Source organism: Luedemannella helvata (assembly GCF_039528415.1).
Classification (GTDB): Bacteria; Actinomycetota; Actinomycetes; order Mycobacteriales; family Micromonosporaceae; genus Luedemannella; species Luedemannella helvata.
In genome coordinates this window covers 98,237-113,075 of sequence record NZ_BAAALS010000021.1, presented here as the reverse complement: position 1 = coordinate 113,075, position 14,839 = coordinate 98,237, and the positions used below count along the sequence as shown (strand labels likewise).

The window sequence follows — 14,839 nt, the reverse complement described above, 5'->3', positions numbered from 1 at the left end:
TAGCGACGAGCGTGGCCAGCGGCACCGGATGCGGGGTCCAACAGCGGTAGAAGGCTAGCTCTCCGGCACGGTTGCGGCGGATCAGCAGGCTGTGATGACCTTCGGTGTCGTCGTGGAGGGCGACCCACGCCCAGTCGTAGAAGCGTTGGCCTTTGGACCCGTGGCCGGCTGACCTGCGTTGCCAGGACCGCCGTAGCAGCCATGCCTCGGTGACGTCGACGCGTTCCCGGGTCGCGGTCGTGACCTGGGTGTAGTGGTTACGGGCCACCGCCAGGACGTAGCCGATCCCGCGTGCCTGCAGCACGGCGCGTAACTGCGGGTCGCGGCCATAGCACTCGTCGCCGGTGACGAACCCGACGTTGACCCCGGCATCAAGCGCGGCGGTGATCATCTCAGTGGCCAGGGCTGGCTTGGTGGCGAACCCGACATCGTCAGGTATTCCGGCGATGGTGCACCGGTCCGGATCGTCGCGCCAGAGTCTCGGCAGGTAGATCCGCCGGTCGATCAACGCTCGCCCGTGCGGGGAGGCATACGACAGGAACACCGCGACCTGGCAGTTCTCGATCCGTCCGGCGGTGCCAGAGTACTGGCGTTGCACTCCGACCGATCCGGTGCCCTTCTTGAGGAACCCGGTCTCGTCCACGATCAGGATCGCGTCCGGGTGGTGCAGGTGTTCCACCACGAAGGTGCGTAGGTCGTCGCGGACGGCCTCGGCGTCCCAGACGACGTCGCGTAGCAGCCGCTGCATCCGCGCCGGCCCGCGGTGGCCGGCCTGTTCGGCCAGCCACCAGCAGTTCTTGCGTTCCACCGGCGACAGCAGACCCAGGAGCATGTCGCGCACCGTCAGCCGCGGCTCGATCCGGGTGAACCGCACCGCGATCCGATCGACGGCCTGTTCGAACACCCGCCGCCAGCCGGCCACGGCTACGCTGTGGGCAGCAGCCACCGCCCGTGATATTGACTTGTCCACAACATTCAATGATCGGGCGGTGGCTGTCTTCCTGCATCCTGGCAGCTCACACGGCGAACCGTGCCTGCCGTACTAGAACGCCACTCAGAGAATGGCTTCATCTCTGCGAGTTGTGGCCAGATCAACTGCACGGACTCAGAGAATTCGGCCGCCACCGACTCCAGCATCGACAAAAGCTCGGAATAGCCCAACTCTTCTTCAGCAGGGTCGGGCACCCATCGCGTGCGTGAAATGCACGAAACAAAGACGCGCTCCTCACCCACGCCAAAGCGCAAGGTCCTCTCGACTCCTTGCCCGTAAAAGTCTATCTCAGCCAACTCGCGCGACCTAATCTGACTCAGCACGTCCGGAAGCTGCTCAACCAAAGTCGATAGATCATACCGGACGTCTACCGGCCAATTTGATTGGCCGAATCCACCAATTCTGAATGTACAGTCCGTCTCGGAAAGCACCTGACACAGCTCCATTACCACTGAATCAAAGTCGAGGTCAGAGGGCATCGCAACCGTCGGAATTACGGTCACCGGACGAGTGAGCGTGACGTTAAAGGGCGCCACACTACTCACCTACGACTATCGGAAACGCCGTCTTGTAGGGACCATTTCTGCCGGGCACGAGTTGCACATGCGTCGCCGGAACCACACTTCCGTCTGGCTTGATCACCGTGCCCATCCCTTCCGGCAGCGGAACCTGACGAGGTCCCGCATTCGGATCATACTGGCTTTTCAGCCAATCAGCGGCATCTGCATTATTCGCCCACTGTCCCTGATCATTGCCAGTGCTTCTCGCCCGGTCGGTCAAGCTTCGAGTATTTTGCGGCCCAGCGCCATGCTCACTGAATGTATGACCGAACGTCGGCCGGCTATTTGGATTCCAATTAGTCGGGCCAGCCGCTGCGCAACTACACGGGTTTCCCTTGGCGTCAACGCCACCGCCACAGTTGTGGACCAAGACCGGCGTTTGGCCTGCGAGTACATAGTACGTGTGGGGTTCTCACGGACCGCGTGGCGAGTTCATGCCCGGGATTCTGCCATCTACCAGGTATTTCGTGCCGGCCACCGTCGACTCGGCATGGATGGTTGGCGATGGTGACATCAGCGGTGACATCAACGCCGGCGCACGTCAGGGCACGTGAATGACCAAACCCGGGTTGGTGTCCCTGCTGGGCGGCGACGTGGCGGCGATGTGAAGCGCCCCGTCCAGGGCCGTGGGAGCCGAGGACGGGGCGCGGTGGGTGGTGGGCTGTGCCGACTTAACGGAGGGCTGCGGTGAGGGGCGGTTCGTCTTCGTCGTCGTGGTCGTCTGGGTCGCCGTGATCGGTGAGGGCGGCGTTCATGGCTTCGATGGCACCTCGCTGTAGTCGGACCCGGACGTGGGAGTAGATGTCGGCGGTCGTGGAGATCTGTGCGTGGCCGAGCAGTTCCTTGATCGTCACCAGTTCGACGCCCTGCTCCAGGAGAAGACTCGCGCAGGTGTGCCGGAGATCGTGGAACCGAATGTATCGGATGTCGGCCATGTCGCAGATGGCGCGGTGGTTGGTGAAGACCACTCGTGGGTCGAGCGGCCCGCCGTGCGGGTTGGTAAAGACCAGGCCGGTGTCTTGCCAGTGCTCGCCTGCCTCGCGTTGGTCGACGCCCTGGCGCCACTGCTGGCGTTTGAGCGAGGTCAGGCAGCTGGTGGGGACGAGGATGCGTCGGGCGGACCGGTAGGTTTTGACCGGCTGGAACGTTGGGCCGCCCTTCGTGCGGGCGAGGGTGCGTTGGATGTAGAGGTGTCCGCGCCGTAGGTCGATGTCTGTCCATTTCAGACCGAGGATTTCCCCTTGGCGCATGCCGGTGCGCAAGGCGAGTTCGAACAACGCCCCGTACCGGTTGGACGCCGCGGTCATCAGGTACTTGCTGGCTTCCTTCGCGGTAAACGGTTGGAAGTCGCTTTTCGGGCTGGAGAGCCTGACGGCGGAGGCGACGTTGCGGCCGAGGATGTCTTCGCGGACCCCGTCGGCGAGGGCGGCGGACAGGACGCCGCGGATGTAGCGGACGGTGGCCGGGCGGACGGTCTTGTTGCAGCAGTTGCCGATCGCGCAGCAGCGTGGCCGGGACTGTTTGTGCCGGTTGGTGGGGTCGCGTTTGGCGTCGATGCCCTGCGCGCAGCACTGGCAGGCGTTGCTTACCTCGTCGAGGTAGGTGCGGACGTCTCGGACGGTCAGCGTGCCCAGCCGCCGTGCACCGAGGCCGGGGATGAGGAAGCGGCGCACCAGGCCCTCGTAGGTGGCGAAGGTGGTCGTCCGGATCCTCGGTTTGGCGATCGTGTGCAGCCAGTGGTTGAGGTAGTCGCCGACGGTCAGATTCGGGTCAGCGGCGACGACAACGCCCCGGTTCGACGCCGAGAGCTTGTCGGCCAGTTTGTCGTTGGCTTCTTTGCGGGTGTCGCCGTAGACGTAGACACGCTTGCGGGACCCGTCACTGGTGTAAACGTAGCCCGCACCCTGCCAGCGGCCGTCGAGGCGCTGGAACACGGTTCCTTCGCCGTTGGCTTTCCTACTACCGGCCATGAGGGGCAGCCTCCTTCACCAGGGAGTCGACGTAGTGCTTAAGGGACTGGACTGGGATGCGCCGGCAACGTCCGATCTGGACAGAGGCCAGCCGCTGGGAGCGGATCAGGTCATAGACCAGGTGCTTGCCGAGCTGGAGGCGGGCCATCACGTCTTCGACGGTCAGCAGGTCCGGGCTCACGGCCGACCACCGCCGAGACTCGGGTCCGGTGTGCGGAGGGCGTCACCGACGTAGCGCCAGTCCCCAACCGCGATCAGCTGGCGCGCGTTCGGGTCGATGCCCAGCGACTGGGCGTGCCGAGCGATGTTGTACTCGCCGCGTTCGCTGCGCAGGGCGGCGAACGTGGTGGAGTACGACCGGGACTTTGTGGTGACGTGGCCCCGGTAGCCGGCTTGGTGCGCCCAGCGGCGCAGCCGCAACGACGCGAAGGCGCGAATGCCGCCCAGCTGCCAGCAGGCTTGGACCAATGCCTGCCCGTGCGCGGGCAGGTCGGACAGGTTCACGCCGGGACGCCGACCGGACCCGCCGCAGACCCGGCAGAGCATCTCCTCACGATCCCGGCCGTCGCGCACGCCGAGACCGTTGCAGGACCGGCAGAACAGCGCTGCGATCGTCACCCCGGTGAACTCGGCCGCCTTCGTCGCGTACTTCGCGACGTAGCGGGCGATCGCGACATCCGATCCGTCCGGGTCGTCAGACGGCAGGTGCTGGATGTCGAGGTGGCGACCCCAGCGCATGTCACGTGCTGCGACTGTCGCCGTTGCGGGGCTGGCCAGGTGGACCGTGCCGGCCGCGTGGCGGATCGCGGTCTCCAGCACCTCGACAGTGGCCCAGTCTGGCGGGGCCGATCCGGGACCGTCCGGGCCGTCGAGGCGGACGATGGCGTGGTAGTGCACGCAGCCGCGGGTCTGGAATTCGGCGACCTTGGCGAACACCACCCGCACCTGCGCGTGAGCTTTCTTGCGGGACAGCCCGGCCGTCCTGGCCAACGCCCGGCGGACCTCGATGGTCAACCTGCGCCACAACAGCCCGGCGTGGGCGTTGAACAACACCTGCCCGGTGTAGTCATAGTGTTTCGGGTCGAGTGGGGTGCCGATCGCCGGATCACCGGTCAGATGCCAACGGCCACAAGCATTTGCGCCCTTGCGACGCTCGTGGTGGCAGCGGCGGGGTGTCCCGTCATGGGCGGGACCGAGGTGCACGGTGCCGAACGAGGGTGCGGTCAGCGTGACGAACAGCCGCGGCCGCTCACCCACAACCGCAGGCGTGTCCTTGCCGCCACGCAGCCCAGCGGCGACAAGATGGTAGGCGTCCAGGCGATAGAGCGCCGAACAGGCCCGGCAGACCGATGCCCGACGGTTACGGCACCGCACCGTGATCGCCGCACCGTCACCGGTGTGCCGGTGCAGGATCCGACCGGTGTCGGCTTCGACGAGCAGACCGGAGCCGACCATCCGAATCGGGTGCTCGCACGCGTCGGACCGCAAGGTGTCACCGGCGAGGATGACGCGGGCCAAGGCGTCGGCTTCGACAGGGTCAGGGGTGTGGGGCATCATCACAGCGAGTCCTCTTCAGCGTGCTGGAAGGGCTTGACGAAGGGGAAGGCGGCGGGGTGATCTTGGCGGATTGGACCGCCGCCTTCCCTGGCGACGAGGTGACTTCGTGAGATGGCCATCCGCTGCCCGAGCAGCAGCTGTGCGGGATCGCGGACCAGGTGCGCGTTGCGGGTGGCGATCACGTCGGCCAGGTCGTCGGGGACGTGCGTGGTGCGGACGAGGGTGAACCCGGGCCGGTGGGGTGCGACCATCGACGCGACGCCGATGTAGGCCGGGTCGGTCAACCTGCGGGGATGTTCGCCCGGTGAGGCCGTGATGTCCGAGCCGAGAATCGCGGTCGCCGCCTCGCTGGTGCGCTGCGCGAAGGAGATCGCGACCTGGCAGTTATCGCGGATCTTCGTCGGGATCGCGTCGGCTGTGGCCTTCTGCGTGGCCAGGATGACCTGGATGCCCACGTTGCGGCCCTTACGGATCAACTCCTCCACCAGCCTGGTGGTCTCCCGCGCGAGAGCATCCAGCCGCTTGGAAGGGCCGTCGGTGCCCTTGGACTGGTTGAAGAACGTGTGGGCCTCGTCGATGACCACCAGTACCAGCGGCCACGTCGGCGATGGGCCGACGTCCCACATGTTCTTGCAGCCCAGCACCTCGCGGATCGCGTGCTGGCGGTCCACCATTAGCTGATGCACGGTGGCCAGGTGGTCGCGGACCTGCTCTGGTTCGTCCTTGGCCGACAGCCATGCCCGCGCGAACAGGTCGTCGTAGTCCGGGCCGCCCTTCCCGTCGATCAGCACCCACTGGACCTGCGGCAGCGGGGCCAACTGGACCAGGCGGGCGTTGAGGAATGACGTCTTCCCGTACCCGGCAAGGCCCGCGACCACCGCCCCGGAAACACCAGAGGATCGGACGGTCACCGCGTTGCCGTCGGCGTCCACTCCGGCATGCCAGACGCCCGGATCGGCCGGCAACTGCCAAGGCGATAACGGTCCCGTAGGTGTCCGACCGGGCGCAGGTTGGCGCCGTATCGGCGCGGACGCCTTCAGCGCCGGCACGGCTAGAGCCGTTGCAGGCACAGCAGAACGCCCACCCGCGTCGGTCTTTTGTGATGATTCGGTGAGTGGATCGCGCAGGATCGCCCGCAGCCTGATCACGCCGGGTCGTAGCTGTTCGACCCGCACCTGTGGCACCTTCCAGACGTCGGCCAGATGTCCCGCCGCGTCCTGAAACTCGTTGAGGCCAAGGCGCCCCACGGTGCAGGCGTCCACCAGGACGCCCCACCACTGCGCGGTGACCCGGACCGTGGGGATCATCTCCCGTTCGATCACCGTCGTGGCCGGGGTGGACGACCACCATTTCGGCCGGCCCCGTTCGATCTGCGTCAACCCGACCCGACGCGCGTCGCGCTTCCACCGGGCCTTGATCCCCCATGCCTTGCGCAGCATCGGCCGGACCGCCTTGTCCGCTCGTGCGTACCGCACCAACCCGATCAGGAACCGGGCCACGAAGTACGCGGCGGCCGGGGCGGCCACAACCAGCGGTAGGTAGATCAGCTTGCCTGGGTCCGTCACGCCTTCACCGCCGTCAAAGCGTTGGCGCGGAACAGATTCCAGGCCCGGCCGTTCTTCTCCCCCGCGATCAGCGTCAGGCCCGTGGCCTTGACCATTTGACCCATCACGAGGTCCTTTGGAACGCCCGGCTGCGGCACGGACACCCGCAACACCTGCGGGGTTGCGCCGTCCACGCTCAACGCGACCGCGACCTCCACCAACGGCGCGCCGGTGTCCCGGTCGGTCGCGGCGATCCCGTTCGCCTTGTCCTTGAACTGTGGTACCGGAGCGTTGAGGACCAGCAGGCTCCGGCTGTTGTCGAGAGGTAGCACCATCATGGTGGTTGAACTCCTTGATCACGCAAGCCCTCCTGTTAGGGCTTGTCATCCGTGCTGGCACACTAGCACGTGCTATCTGTGCAACTGCAAGATCCGAGCCAAAGAAGTTTCTAGGCAGGGCTACACGTGCTAGTCGGGTAGCGTTAGGATTCGGGCATGACGTACGACCCAGCCGACAAACGGGCGCTGTTCCAGCGCGTGGTGGACGACCTCACCGACCAGATCCGCGACGGCAGACTCCGCCCCGGCGAGCGCCTACCGTCGGCCAAGGAGATCTCCGACCGGTGGGACGTGTCCGCCATGACCTCCCAACGCGCCCTCCGCGAACTGCAGGCCCTCGGCCTGTCCTACGGCATGGCCGGCAAAGGCACCTTCGTCCACCCCGACGCCCCCCAGACCATCAAGATCCTCGACGGCCAGCCCGCGGCCTCCCCTGCCGGCCCGACCGTCAGCGCCGGCCTCGCCCAGTACCTGCTCACCCGCGACGCGTTCGCCGCCAAGACCGTCGAATGGATGGAGAACCTTCGCGACAAGACCAGAGCCGCCGAGCTCCAAGCCGAGATGAACCTGCTCGCCGCCGTCCTCGAAGGCCAGCGCCAGGGCCTCGACCAGGACGAAATCGACCGCTACCAAGCCGAACTCGCCGCAGCGGCAGGACCAGCCGCCAGCACGGCCACGCAGCCGCCTGCCGACGGCGACACGCCGAAGCTCACCCGTCGGCGCAGCCACAGGAAATAGACAGCCATCACGCAACGTCAGCCGAGCTGGCTACAAAACGCTTCACTGGTATCAAGAGCGCCCGGCTACGCCGGACGCACGCGCGCGCTACACCTTCGGCCCGCGCGCACGCACCCACGCAACAGAACATGAGCGCAGGCGAGGAGCTGGCGAACCCGGTCATATCAGGCCGTCACGATCCCTTCACCGGCCGGGCAGGCGGGCAGTACTGGGGATCGACGCCACGACGCTACGCGCCGAGGCACCGACATATCGCCTAGCCCGAAGCAGCACCTGCCCAAGCCCTGCCGAGCCCACCGTCAGCTCGTACGACAGCGCCCGGCAACACATCGGTGCATTTACGGTTATAGCAAGTAGCTGACATCAGTTTTGACATCAACCGGGGCGCACAACCACGACCTTCGACGCACAACGTCGCGGTTCGAATACAGATTGTAGTGGCACAATTTGCGCACGAATGGACGCCAGATGAGGGGTCCGGGAAGGTCTTGTGCTCCAATCACACCACTACAACGCATCAATTCGCGGATGCCACAGCGCCGCTCACCCGCTTAATGGCGCACCCACGCAACCCCAGGTACTCTACGCGCCACCGGAAGCAATCTCCGCATAAACGGCATCATACAGATCTGGATCAACTGACCACATCTGCTGCTCATTGACAAAGAAGGCACCGCGCTCAATGCAAGCAATAAAGAAGTCAACCATTTGCCTAATGTTGTCGAACTCAATCTCAGTTGGCTCACCGATCAATACGCCGGCCACGCTGGCGTTTGCCTTATGCGACCAGACCGCGGCGAATAAGTCGCCACTTGGTCCAGCCAGCAACGGAATCCATGTGGGGGCAAGTACGCCATCGCCAACGTACTTTGCCCGCAAAGCCACGGCATCAACAATCGAAACAGGAGCATATCCGGGAATCAATGCTACATCATCATTTCGCTGACCCGGCCTGTCTAGAACGCCATTACACCACGTGAACCATTCCACCACCGCGTCCGGAGTTTCATCACCCAACGCCGCGTAAACGTCGGCTTCCGGCACTCCGGGCGCCAGTACGGCCACTACCGGACGGCCAAGGGAAGCCAAGGCGTTCTGAAAGACTTCAAGATAGATGGAAGGCATGAACAAACCTCAAGGTGTAGTGCGGACCAAGTACGGATCGCCGTTATTCACTCCATTGTCCCGAAGGAATGGCCACAGCGAATCGCGGCCATGCGAGACATTCTGGTCTTTGTTGATAAGGCGAAGTGTAGCACCGGTCCCTCCTTGAGCGGACGACGCGAAGGGAAACTCCTCCCAGGAGAGGTCTTCCCCGTTGGCGTCCGTTCCGAGGTCGCCGGGACGCGGCTCACCTGCTTGGGCCGCATTTCGATTCGCTCTAATATTGCCCCTGCCGGTCTGCCGATTTAGCAGAGGACTCGCGCCACTTGCCACCGCATTGTCGACGTTCTGGGCAACGTCGGCATATGGCCCGCTATGTGAAATCTGATGCACTGGAACCGACTCTGTTACGCCGGCCGAATCAACAACAAAGTTTCGAGGCGCTCCACAGCCGCACGGTTTTCCTGCAGCGTTCCGTCCAGTTCCGCAGTTGTGTACGAGGACTGGCGTGTCGCCAGCCACCACGTAGTACGTGTGGATGTCGGCGATGGTGAGGTCGTGCATCCAGTCCAGGCCGGTCCACACCTTGACCGCCGCAACCACCTCAGCGGTACGCCCGTCAGCACCAAGCAACTCGGTGCCCGGCTTGAGGTCCTTCGCCTCAGTCCACTCCCGGGCCGTGGCGTTCCAGAACGGATGGTTCGCCGTCGTCTTCACAACGCTCGACTTGCCCGTCCGCTTGTCGATCACCGTGACATCGGCCAGGTCCCGGTCATGGTTGCGGTGCAACAACGTCACCGGCTTCGATGCCGACCTACCCGTCTGCGGATCCGTTGCCTTGACCCGGTCACCGATCTGAAGATCACCGATCGGCTTACGCGACCCATCCGCCATCAACACCCGAGTGTCCGGCGCGAAACTGTGCGGACGCGAACACGCCGGGCCGCCAGAGAATCCGGACGCACCCGCAGGCAGTCCCCCACCACCGGCGGGACGCTTACGGTTGAACAGGCCCCCGCCCGGCACAGCCGAGGACAACGTCGACTTCAGATCCACATGACCCGTACTCAACGCCTGCTCGGCCATGTCACCAACGGTGTTCTCCACCAACTCGGTGCCGACCTTGCTCGCCAGACCCGAACCCAACTTCCCGGCAGCCCACGCCGCCGCCTTCGAACCCAGCATCCCGCCGGCACCACCGGCGAACCCTGACAGCGCACCCGTGCCCAGCGAACCCAACGCGTCGCCCAGCGAGTGAATGTCACCCTGCGCGGCATCCTTCGCCAAATTGATCAGAGCCGCAGAACCCGCCATGCACGCCAACGCACCCGCACCCGCGGTCACCGCCGTACACGCCATCCCAGCCAGGATCGCCCCACCGATCGCGGCGACCTCCAACAGCACATCCTTGTGCTCGACGACCCATTTCTTCGTGGCCGCGGCCGCGTCCTTCACCGTCGTCGCGACCTTCTTCACCACCCGGGTCGCCTTCGCAGCCACCTTCTTCGCCGCTTGTTTAACCTTCGCGGCTAACTTCTTTACCTTCTGCTTGGCCTGGTGGACCTTCTTCGCCACGAACTTCTTAAACGCTTTGGCTTTGTTCTTTACCGTGTGGACGGCCTGCTTGACCTTCTTGGCCACATGCTTGGCAACGGCGACGACCTTCTTCTTCACCTTGTGATAGGTCGTCTTCACCGCCGATGCCACCGACCTCGCGTACGAAGCCGCATACGACGCCGCGTACGAGGCCGCATACGACACCGTCGAACGGACCGTGTTGACAACGGTCCGCACCGTCGACACCACCGCCCGGGCCGCGTTCGCCACAGCCTTGAACGGATTGAAGCCCCAGTGCCCCGTCGGGTCGGTCGTCGTCAACGGGTTGCCGTCGCCGTACTGGTACCGGTTCGCATTGATCGAGTTCGGCATCGGCGAGTTGTTCGCCGTGTCCCGCGTGTCGAACTGTCCGATCGCCGGGTTGTACCAACGCGCGTGCATGTTCACCCGGTTGGTCGCCGAGTCGGTCCACTCCGACTGATAGCCCAGCGACCCCAGCAGCCCTGCGCTCGACAGCACCCGGCCCAACGGGTCGTACACCGTCGAACCCGACAGCGCCGTGCCGGTCGCGGTGAACTGACCCACCACATCCGTATGAAGGTCCGTCCACACCAGGCGCTGACCGGCGCTTGAGGTCGTGCCCACCACACCGCCGGCCGGATCCCGAACGTAATCGGCGTCCCCATCGCCCGCCAGGTCGTTCGCCAGGCCGCTGTAGGCGAAGCCCGGCCGCACAACGCGCCCGAGGGCGTCGTAGGCGTACGTCCGCGTGCCCGATCCCGAGTCCTGCGAGATGACCTGGCCGAACGCGTCGACCGTGGTGTTCTGCACGACCGAGCCGGTGGTCACCGATGCCAGGGTGCCCCGTGCGGTGTACGCGTACGTCGAGCTGTCGCCCGTCAGCAGGCGGTTGCGCTCGTCGTAGGCGAACGTCTGCGCGCCGACCTGCACCCGGTTGCCGGCCTTGTCGTAGGCGTACACGGTGGTCGTCGATCCGTTGTTCCACGAGGTCAACCGGTCGGCCCAGTCGTAGTCATACGTGTTGACCGCCGCACCGGTAAACCCAACCGTGGTCTTTTCGCGCAGGTTGCTGTTCTCGTCCCACTTGTAGGCGATCTTCGCGAGCGAGGTGTTGCCCGGCGTCTTCAGCTCGTCGCTGATCATCCGGTGCAGGGCGTCGTAGCCGAACGTACGCGAGTTGCCCGACGAGCCATAGGTGATCTTCGAGACCTGGGACACGTCGTTGTAGGCGTACGACATCGCGACGCCCGCATCGGGATTGGACAGGGTCGCCAGCCGGCCAGCGGTGTCGTAACCGTAGGTGGTGGTGCCCGCCTCGTCGACCCGGGACTTGAGCCGACCGTCGCGGCTGTAGGAGAACTGAGAGTTCCCGGACGTGCCGGTCACCTGCGTCGGCAGGCCTCGGTCGTCGTACGCGATGGTGTTGGTGCCGCCCGCCCCGGAAAACCCGGTAAGCCGACCGGCCGCGTCGAAGTCGAAGACCTTGTCAACCGTGGCCGCCTCTGCCCCCGCCCCGGACTGCCGCACAAGGTTACCGACCTCGTCATACGTGCTGGTCTGCGTCACGCCGCCCGGCAGCTGCTGCTTCGTGAGCTGGCCCGCCGCGTCGTAAGCAAACGTGAAGGTCCGGTCGGCCGTGTTCGGGTGCGCCGCGGTCTCAGGCTCGACCTGTGATTCGGGCAGGTTCCACGCGTTGTACGTGACGAGGAAGTCCTCGCCGCGCCCGTTGGTGAACCGGGTTCGGTTGCCCTGCTTGTCGTAGCCGAACGTGGACACGATGGAGCCGGAGGCCGAGATCGGCTCCACCAGTTCGACCGGAACGCCGGTCGCGTCGTACGAGACCCGCACCGTATGGCCCCGGCCGTCCGTTGACGCCACCACGTTGCCAGCGAGGTCGTAGCTGGTCGACGCCGACTGCAACTGGACGTTGTTCGCGTCGAACGAGGCGGTCGAGACCATCCGGCCGGCCAGGTCGTAGGTAACGGTCGTGTACGTGCCGTCGGGCGCCGTCGTGCGCACCTGGCGACCGGCGCCGTCGTACTCGTAGCTGGTGACCTTGTTTGCGCCGTCGGTGGCCGTCTTCGGCTGACCCACCGCGTTATATGTGGTGGAGGTCGTCACGCCGTCCTGGGTGACTACCTTGTTGGGCCAGCCACCAGGACCGAAGGAATACGTGGTGGTGTTGACCTGCCCGGTCTGGCGCACAGCCTGGCTGGTCGTGACCGTCCGGCCGAGGTAGTCGTAGGTGGCCGAGTTGACCGCACCTGTCGGGTCGGTCGTCGACAGCAGGTCGCCGAGTTCGTCATAGCGGTACGTCGTCTCGGCGCCCGCGGCGTCGGTCTTCTTGCTGATGCGACCTAGTTGGTCGTAGTCGTAACGGGTCGCGTTGCCCAGCGGGTCGGTGGTCTTCACCATCCGGCCCTGCTCGTCGTACTCCCAGGTAGTGCGAGGCTTGACGACGGTGGTCGAACCGGGCGCCGTGTACGCCGGCGCCCGGATCGAACCGGTACAGGTTGTACTGCTTCATCAGTTTGATCAAGTTCTTCGCGTACGTGGGGGAGGTCGCGTAGCCGGCCCGGTGCACCGCGATCGCGAACCGGTCCGGATCCCGGACGTGCCTGAACGCCGGCCGGTAGCGCTCCAGGGTCGCCAACTGCCGGGCATGGTCGAGGAACGACCGGCTCGCACCGGAGTACGTGCGGAAGCGCGCGCTCGTACGGAAGCAGTTCGCGCTGCCGCACTCCGTCGTCCGGTACGACCGGCAGCCCAACGCGATCGGGCCGGGCGTGCCGAAGCACTTCATCCCGAAGAACGCGCCGCCCTGCCTGGTCAGCGCGCTGCGCCCCCACCCGGACTCCAGGATCGCCTGGGCCACGGTCACGGACACGGGCACTTTGTAGGTGTGGTTGGCGGCCTGCGCCTTGCGCGCCGCCCACCGGATGAAGCGCGGGCGCGTCGGCGGCGCGCCACCCTTCACGGTCGTGCACCAGGCCAGCGACGGCCGCCCCGGCCGCCACTTCACGTACGCGTCCGAGACGAACATTCCGTTGCTCAACCGCACCCACAGCTCCGTGCGGCGCACCGTGCCGGCAATGTGCTCGCCGGCCAGTTGGCAGCGCACGCTGAGCCGGACGCCGTGCGCGAGCCGGCCCGCGATCCGCAGCTCGGTGGAGGCGTTGTGCCGCATCCGCAGCCGGTCACCACCGGTCCACACGGTCGCGGTCAGGGCCGCGGCCCGGGCCGGCGCGGCCGCGGTCGAACTGGGCGGTGCGGGGGCGGTCGCCGCCGCCACGGGCGGTTGGCCGCCCGCCTCGGCGGGGCCGGCCGGCGCAAGCAGCGCCACGACGCCGACGAGGGCCGGCGCGCGGCGCAATGATCTATGCCACATTCGCCCAGGCTATTGCCTAAAAGGAGTATTTGTCCGCTTTTAGACATTTACCCCTTGCTTCGGACCGGGCGCCCGCCGGCGGGACCTCAGTACGACAGGCAGACGCACTCCGTGATCAGGGCGGTGACGTTGTCGACGTAGCGCTGGTTGGGGACCCTCAGATAGTCGCCCTGCCCGTCACCGTCGCCGTCGATCTCAACCTCTCCCGGACCCACGTTGTAGGCGGCGAGGACCACGTCGCGCAGCACCATTTCCTTGCCATCGGCACTCACCGGCGCCGTCGCATCAAGATCAAAACTTCCGAAGTAGAAGGCGCCGAAATAGACGATCTCCCATTCGAGGTACTCGGCGCCCAGCGCGACGTTGCCGGCCAGCGTGTTGACGTCGTAGTTCGGGCCGAACCGCTCGTTGAGCCAACTGGCCGTCCCGGGCATGACCTGCATGGTGCCGATGCCGCCATCACACGCGAGAATGGTCGACTGCCAGCCGCTCTCCTGCCAGGCGATGGCCTTCATGAGGCTGGCCGGCACGGTGATCGTGGGTAGCTCCCCGTCATAGCCCGAGGGCGGGTAGGCCGCGTCCGGCCAGTAGTCCCTGGCGCCGGCGGCCACCAACGCGTTGCGGACGGCGCTCCTCGACGCGTCCGTGCCGGTCTTCCTGGGGCAGTCCGGACCGCTGGTCGGGCCGCTCTTGTTGTTCGGCGGCGGGGGTAGGTCCTTCTTGGGCGGCCTGGTGGCCGGCACCGACCGCGCACTCGTGCGGGTCTTCGTCGGGGTCGGCTTCGCCTTCGTGGGCCTGGCCGACGGCGTCGCGCTGGTCGGCGGGTGCGGCATGGTCGTGACCCCGGAAGTCGTAACCACCGCGCCGGTGCCGGGCGCGGCCTGGGCCGTCGACGGCGAGGAGTCCGACATGAGCAGCGCCCACCCGGCCGTTCCTGTGGCGAGCACCACCAGCACCGCCCCCGCGACCATCATGGGCACGGCCCACCGACCCCGCCCGTGACGTGTCGTCACACGAGCCTCCCCCGTCGTGGCCACCACGTCACGAGTTGTGGGGCCGCCGCACAGCCGG

At 66.0% G+C, this 14,839-nt stretch carries 14 protein-coding genes; 2 read left to right on the top strand and 12 right to left on the bottom strand.

Annotated features, from left to right (window positions below):
• The 8 genes from ABD191_RS20500 to ABD191_RS20465 form a co-directional block, all read right to left on the bottom strand.
• Positions 1–904: IS701 family transposase (locus tag ABD191_RS20500; protein ID WP_425560788.1), on the bottom strand; the 904-nt coding region annotated here is incomplete at its 3' end.
• A 71-nt stretch (positions 905–975) separates the two neighbouring features.
• Positions 976–1,536, bottom strand: coding sequence for a hypothetical protein (locus ABD191_RS20495; RefSeq protein ID WP_344084382.1), 561 nt, complete (start codon positions 1,534–1,536; stop codon positions 976–978).
• Positions 1,529–1,771 (bottom strand): hypothetical protein, encoded by a 243-nt coding sequence (locus ABD191_RS20490; protein WP_344084379.1) that lies wholly within the window; start codon positions 1,769–1,771, stop codon positions 1,529–1,531. The genes ABD191_RS20495 and ABD191_RS20490 overlap by 8 nt, the downstream gene beginning before the upstream one ends.
• A gap of 451 nt (positions 1,772–2,222) precedes the next feature.
• Positions 2,223–3,521, bottom strand: coding sequence for a tyrosine-type recombinase/integrase (locus ABD191_RS20485; protein WP_344084376.1), 1,299 nt, complete (start codon positions 3,519–3,521; stop codon positions 2,223–2,225).
• Positions 3,511–3,702: a helix-turn-helix domain-containing protein gene (locus tag ABD191_RS20480; RefSeq protein WP_344084373.1), complete on the bottom strand. Its 192-nt coding sequence runs from the start codon at positions 3,700–3,702 to the stop codon at positions 3,511–3,513. Before ABD191_RS20480 ends, ABD191_RS20485 begins: the two co-directional genes overlap by 11 nt.
• A complete protein-coding gene (locus tag ABD191_RS20475) occupies positions 3,699–5,078 on the bottom strand; it encodes a replication initiator (RefSeq protein ID WP_425560785.1) in 1,380 nt (459 codons plus the stop codon). The genes ABD191_RS20480 and ABD191_RS20475 overlap by 4 nt, the downstream gene beginning before the upstream one ends.
• On the bottom strand, positions 5,078–6,517 hold the full coding sequence (locus ABD191_RS20470) for an FtsK/SpoIIIE domain-containing protein (RefSeq protein WP_425560787.1): 1,440 nt from the start codon (positions 6,515–6,517) through the stop codon (positions 5,078–5,080). The genes ABD191_RS20475 and ABD191_RS20470 overlap by 1 nt, the downstream gene beginning before the upstream one ends.
• A gap of 122 nt (positions 6,518–6,639) precedes the next feature.
• Positions 6,640–6,960: an SCO3933 family regulatory protein gene (locus tag ABD191_RS20465; RefSeq protein WP_344084367.1), complete on the bottom strand. Its 321-nt coding sequence runs from the start codon at positions 6,958–6,960 to the stop codon at positions 6,640–6,642.
• Between the two features lie 156 nt (positions 6,961–7,116).
• On the opposite strand from ABD191_RS20465, the gene ABD191_RS20460 reads away from it, so the two are divergent.
• Positions 7,117–7,698 (top strand): GntR family transcriptional regulator, encoded by a 582-nt coding sequence (locus ABD191_RS20460; RefSeq protein ID WP_344084364.1) that lies wholly within the window; start codon positions 7,117–7,119, stop codon positions 7,696–7,698.
• Between the two features lie 582 nt (positions 7,699–8,280).
• Here the strand turns inward: ABD191_RS20460 and ABD191_RS20455 are convergent.
• The 4 genes from ABD191_RS20455 to ABD191_RS20440 all read right to left on the bottom strand — a co-directional run bounded on the left by ABD191_RS20455 (position 8,281) and on the right by ABD191_RS20440 (position 14,511).
• Entirely contained in the window at positions 8,281–8,823 is a 543-nt protein-coding gene (locus tag ABD191_RS20455; protein ID WP_344084361.1) for an SMI1/KNR4 family protein, read from the bottom strand.
• Positions 8,824–8,832: 9 nt separating this feature from the next.
• The gene (locus tag ABD191_RS20450; RefSeq protein ID WP_344084359.1) at positions 8,833–12,795 is read right to left on the bottom strand and encodes a polymorphic toxin-type HINT domain-containing protein; all 3,963 of its coding nucleotides are present in this window, start codon (positions 12,793–12,795) and stop codon (positions 8,833–8,835) included.
• Positions 12,683–13,768, bottom strand: a complete 1,086-nt coding sequence (gene gsmA / locus ABD191_RS20445) for a sporangiospore maturation cell wall hydrolase GsmA (RefSeq protein WP_344084356.1) — start codon at positions 13,766–13,768, stop codon at positions 12,683–12,685. Before gsmA ends, ABD191_RS20450 begins: the two co-directional genes overlap by 113 nt.
• Positions 13,769–13,854: 86 nt before the next feature.
• Positions 13,855–14,511 (bottom strand): transglycosylase SLT domain-containing protein, encoded by a 657-nt coding sequence (locus tag ABD191_RS20440; RefSeq protein WP_344084353.1) that lies wholly within the window; start codon positions 14,509–14,511, stop codon positions 13,855–13,857.
• Between ABD191_RS20440 and ABD191_RS20435 the strand changes: the two genes are divergently transcribed.
• A complete protein-coding gene (locus ABD191_RS20435; protein WP_344084350.1) occupies positions 14,501–14,770 on the top strand; it encodes a hypothetical protein in 270 nt (89 codons plus the stop codon). The genes ABD191_RS20440 and ABD191_RS20435 overlap by 11 nt on opposite strands.
• Positions 14,771–14,839 lie beyond the last annotated feature (69 nt).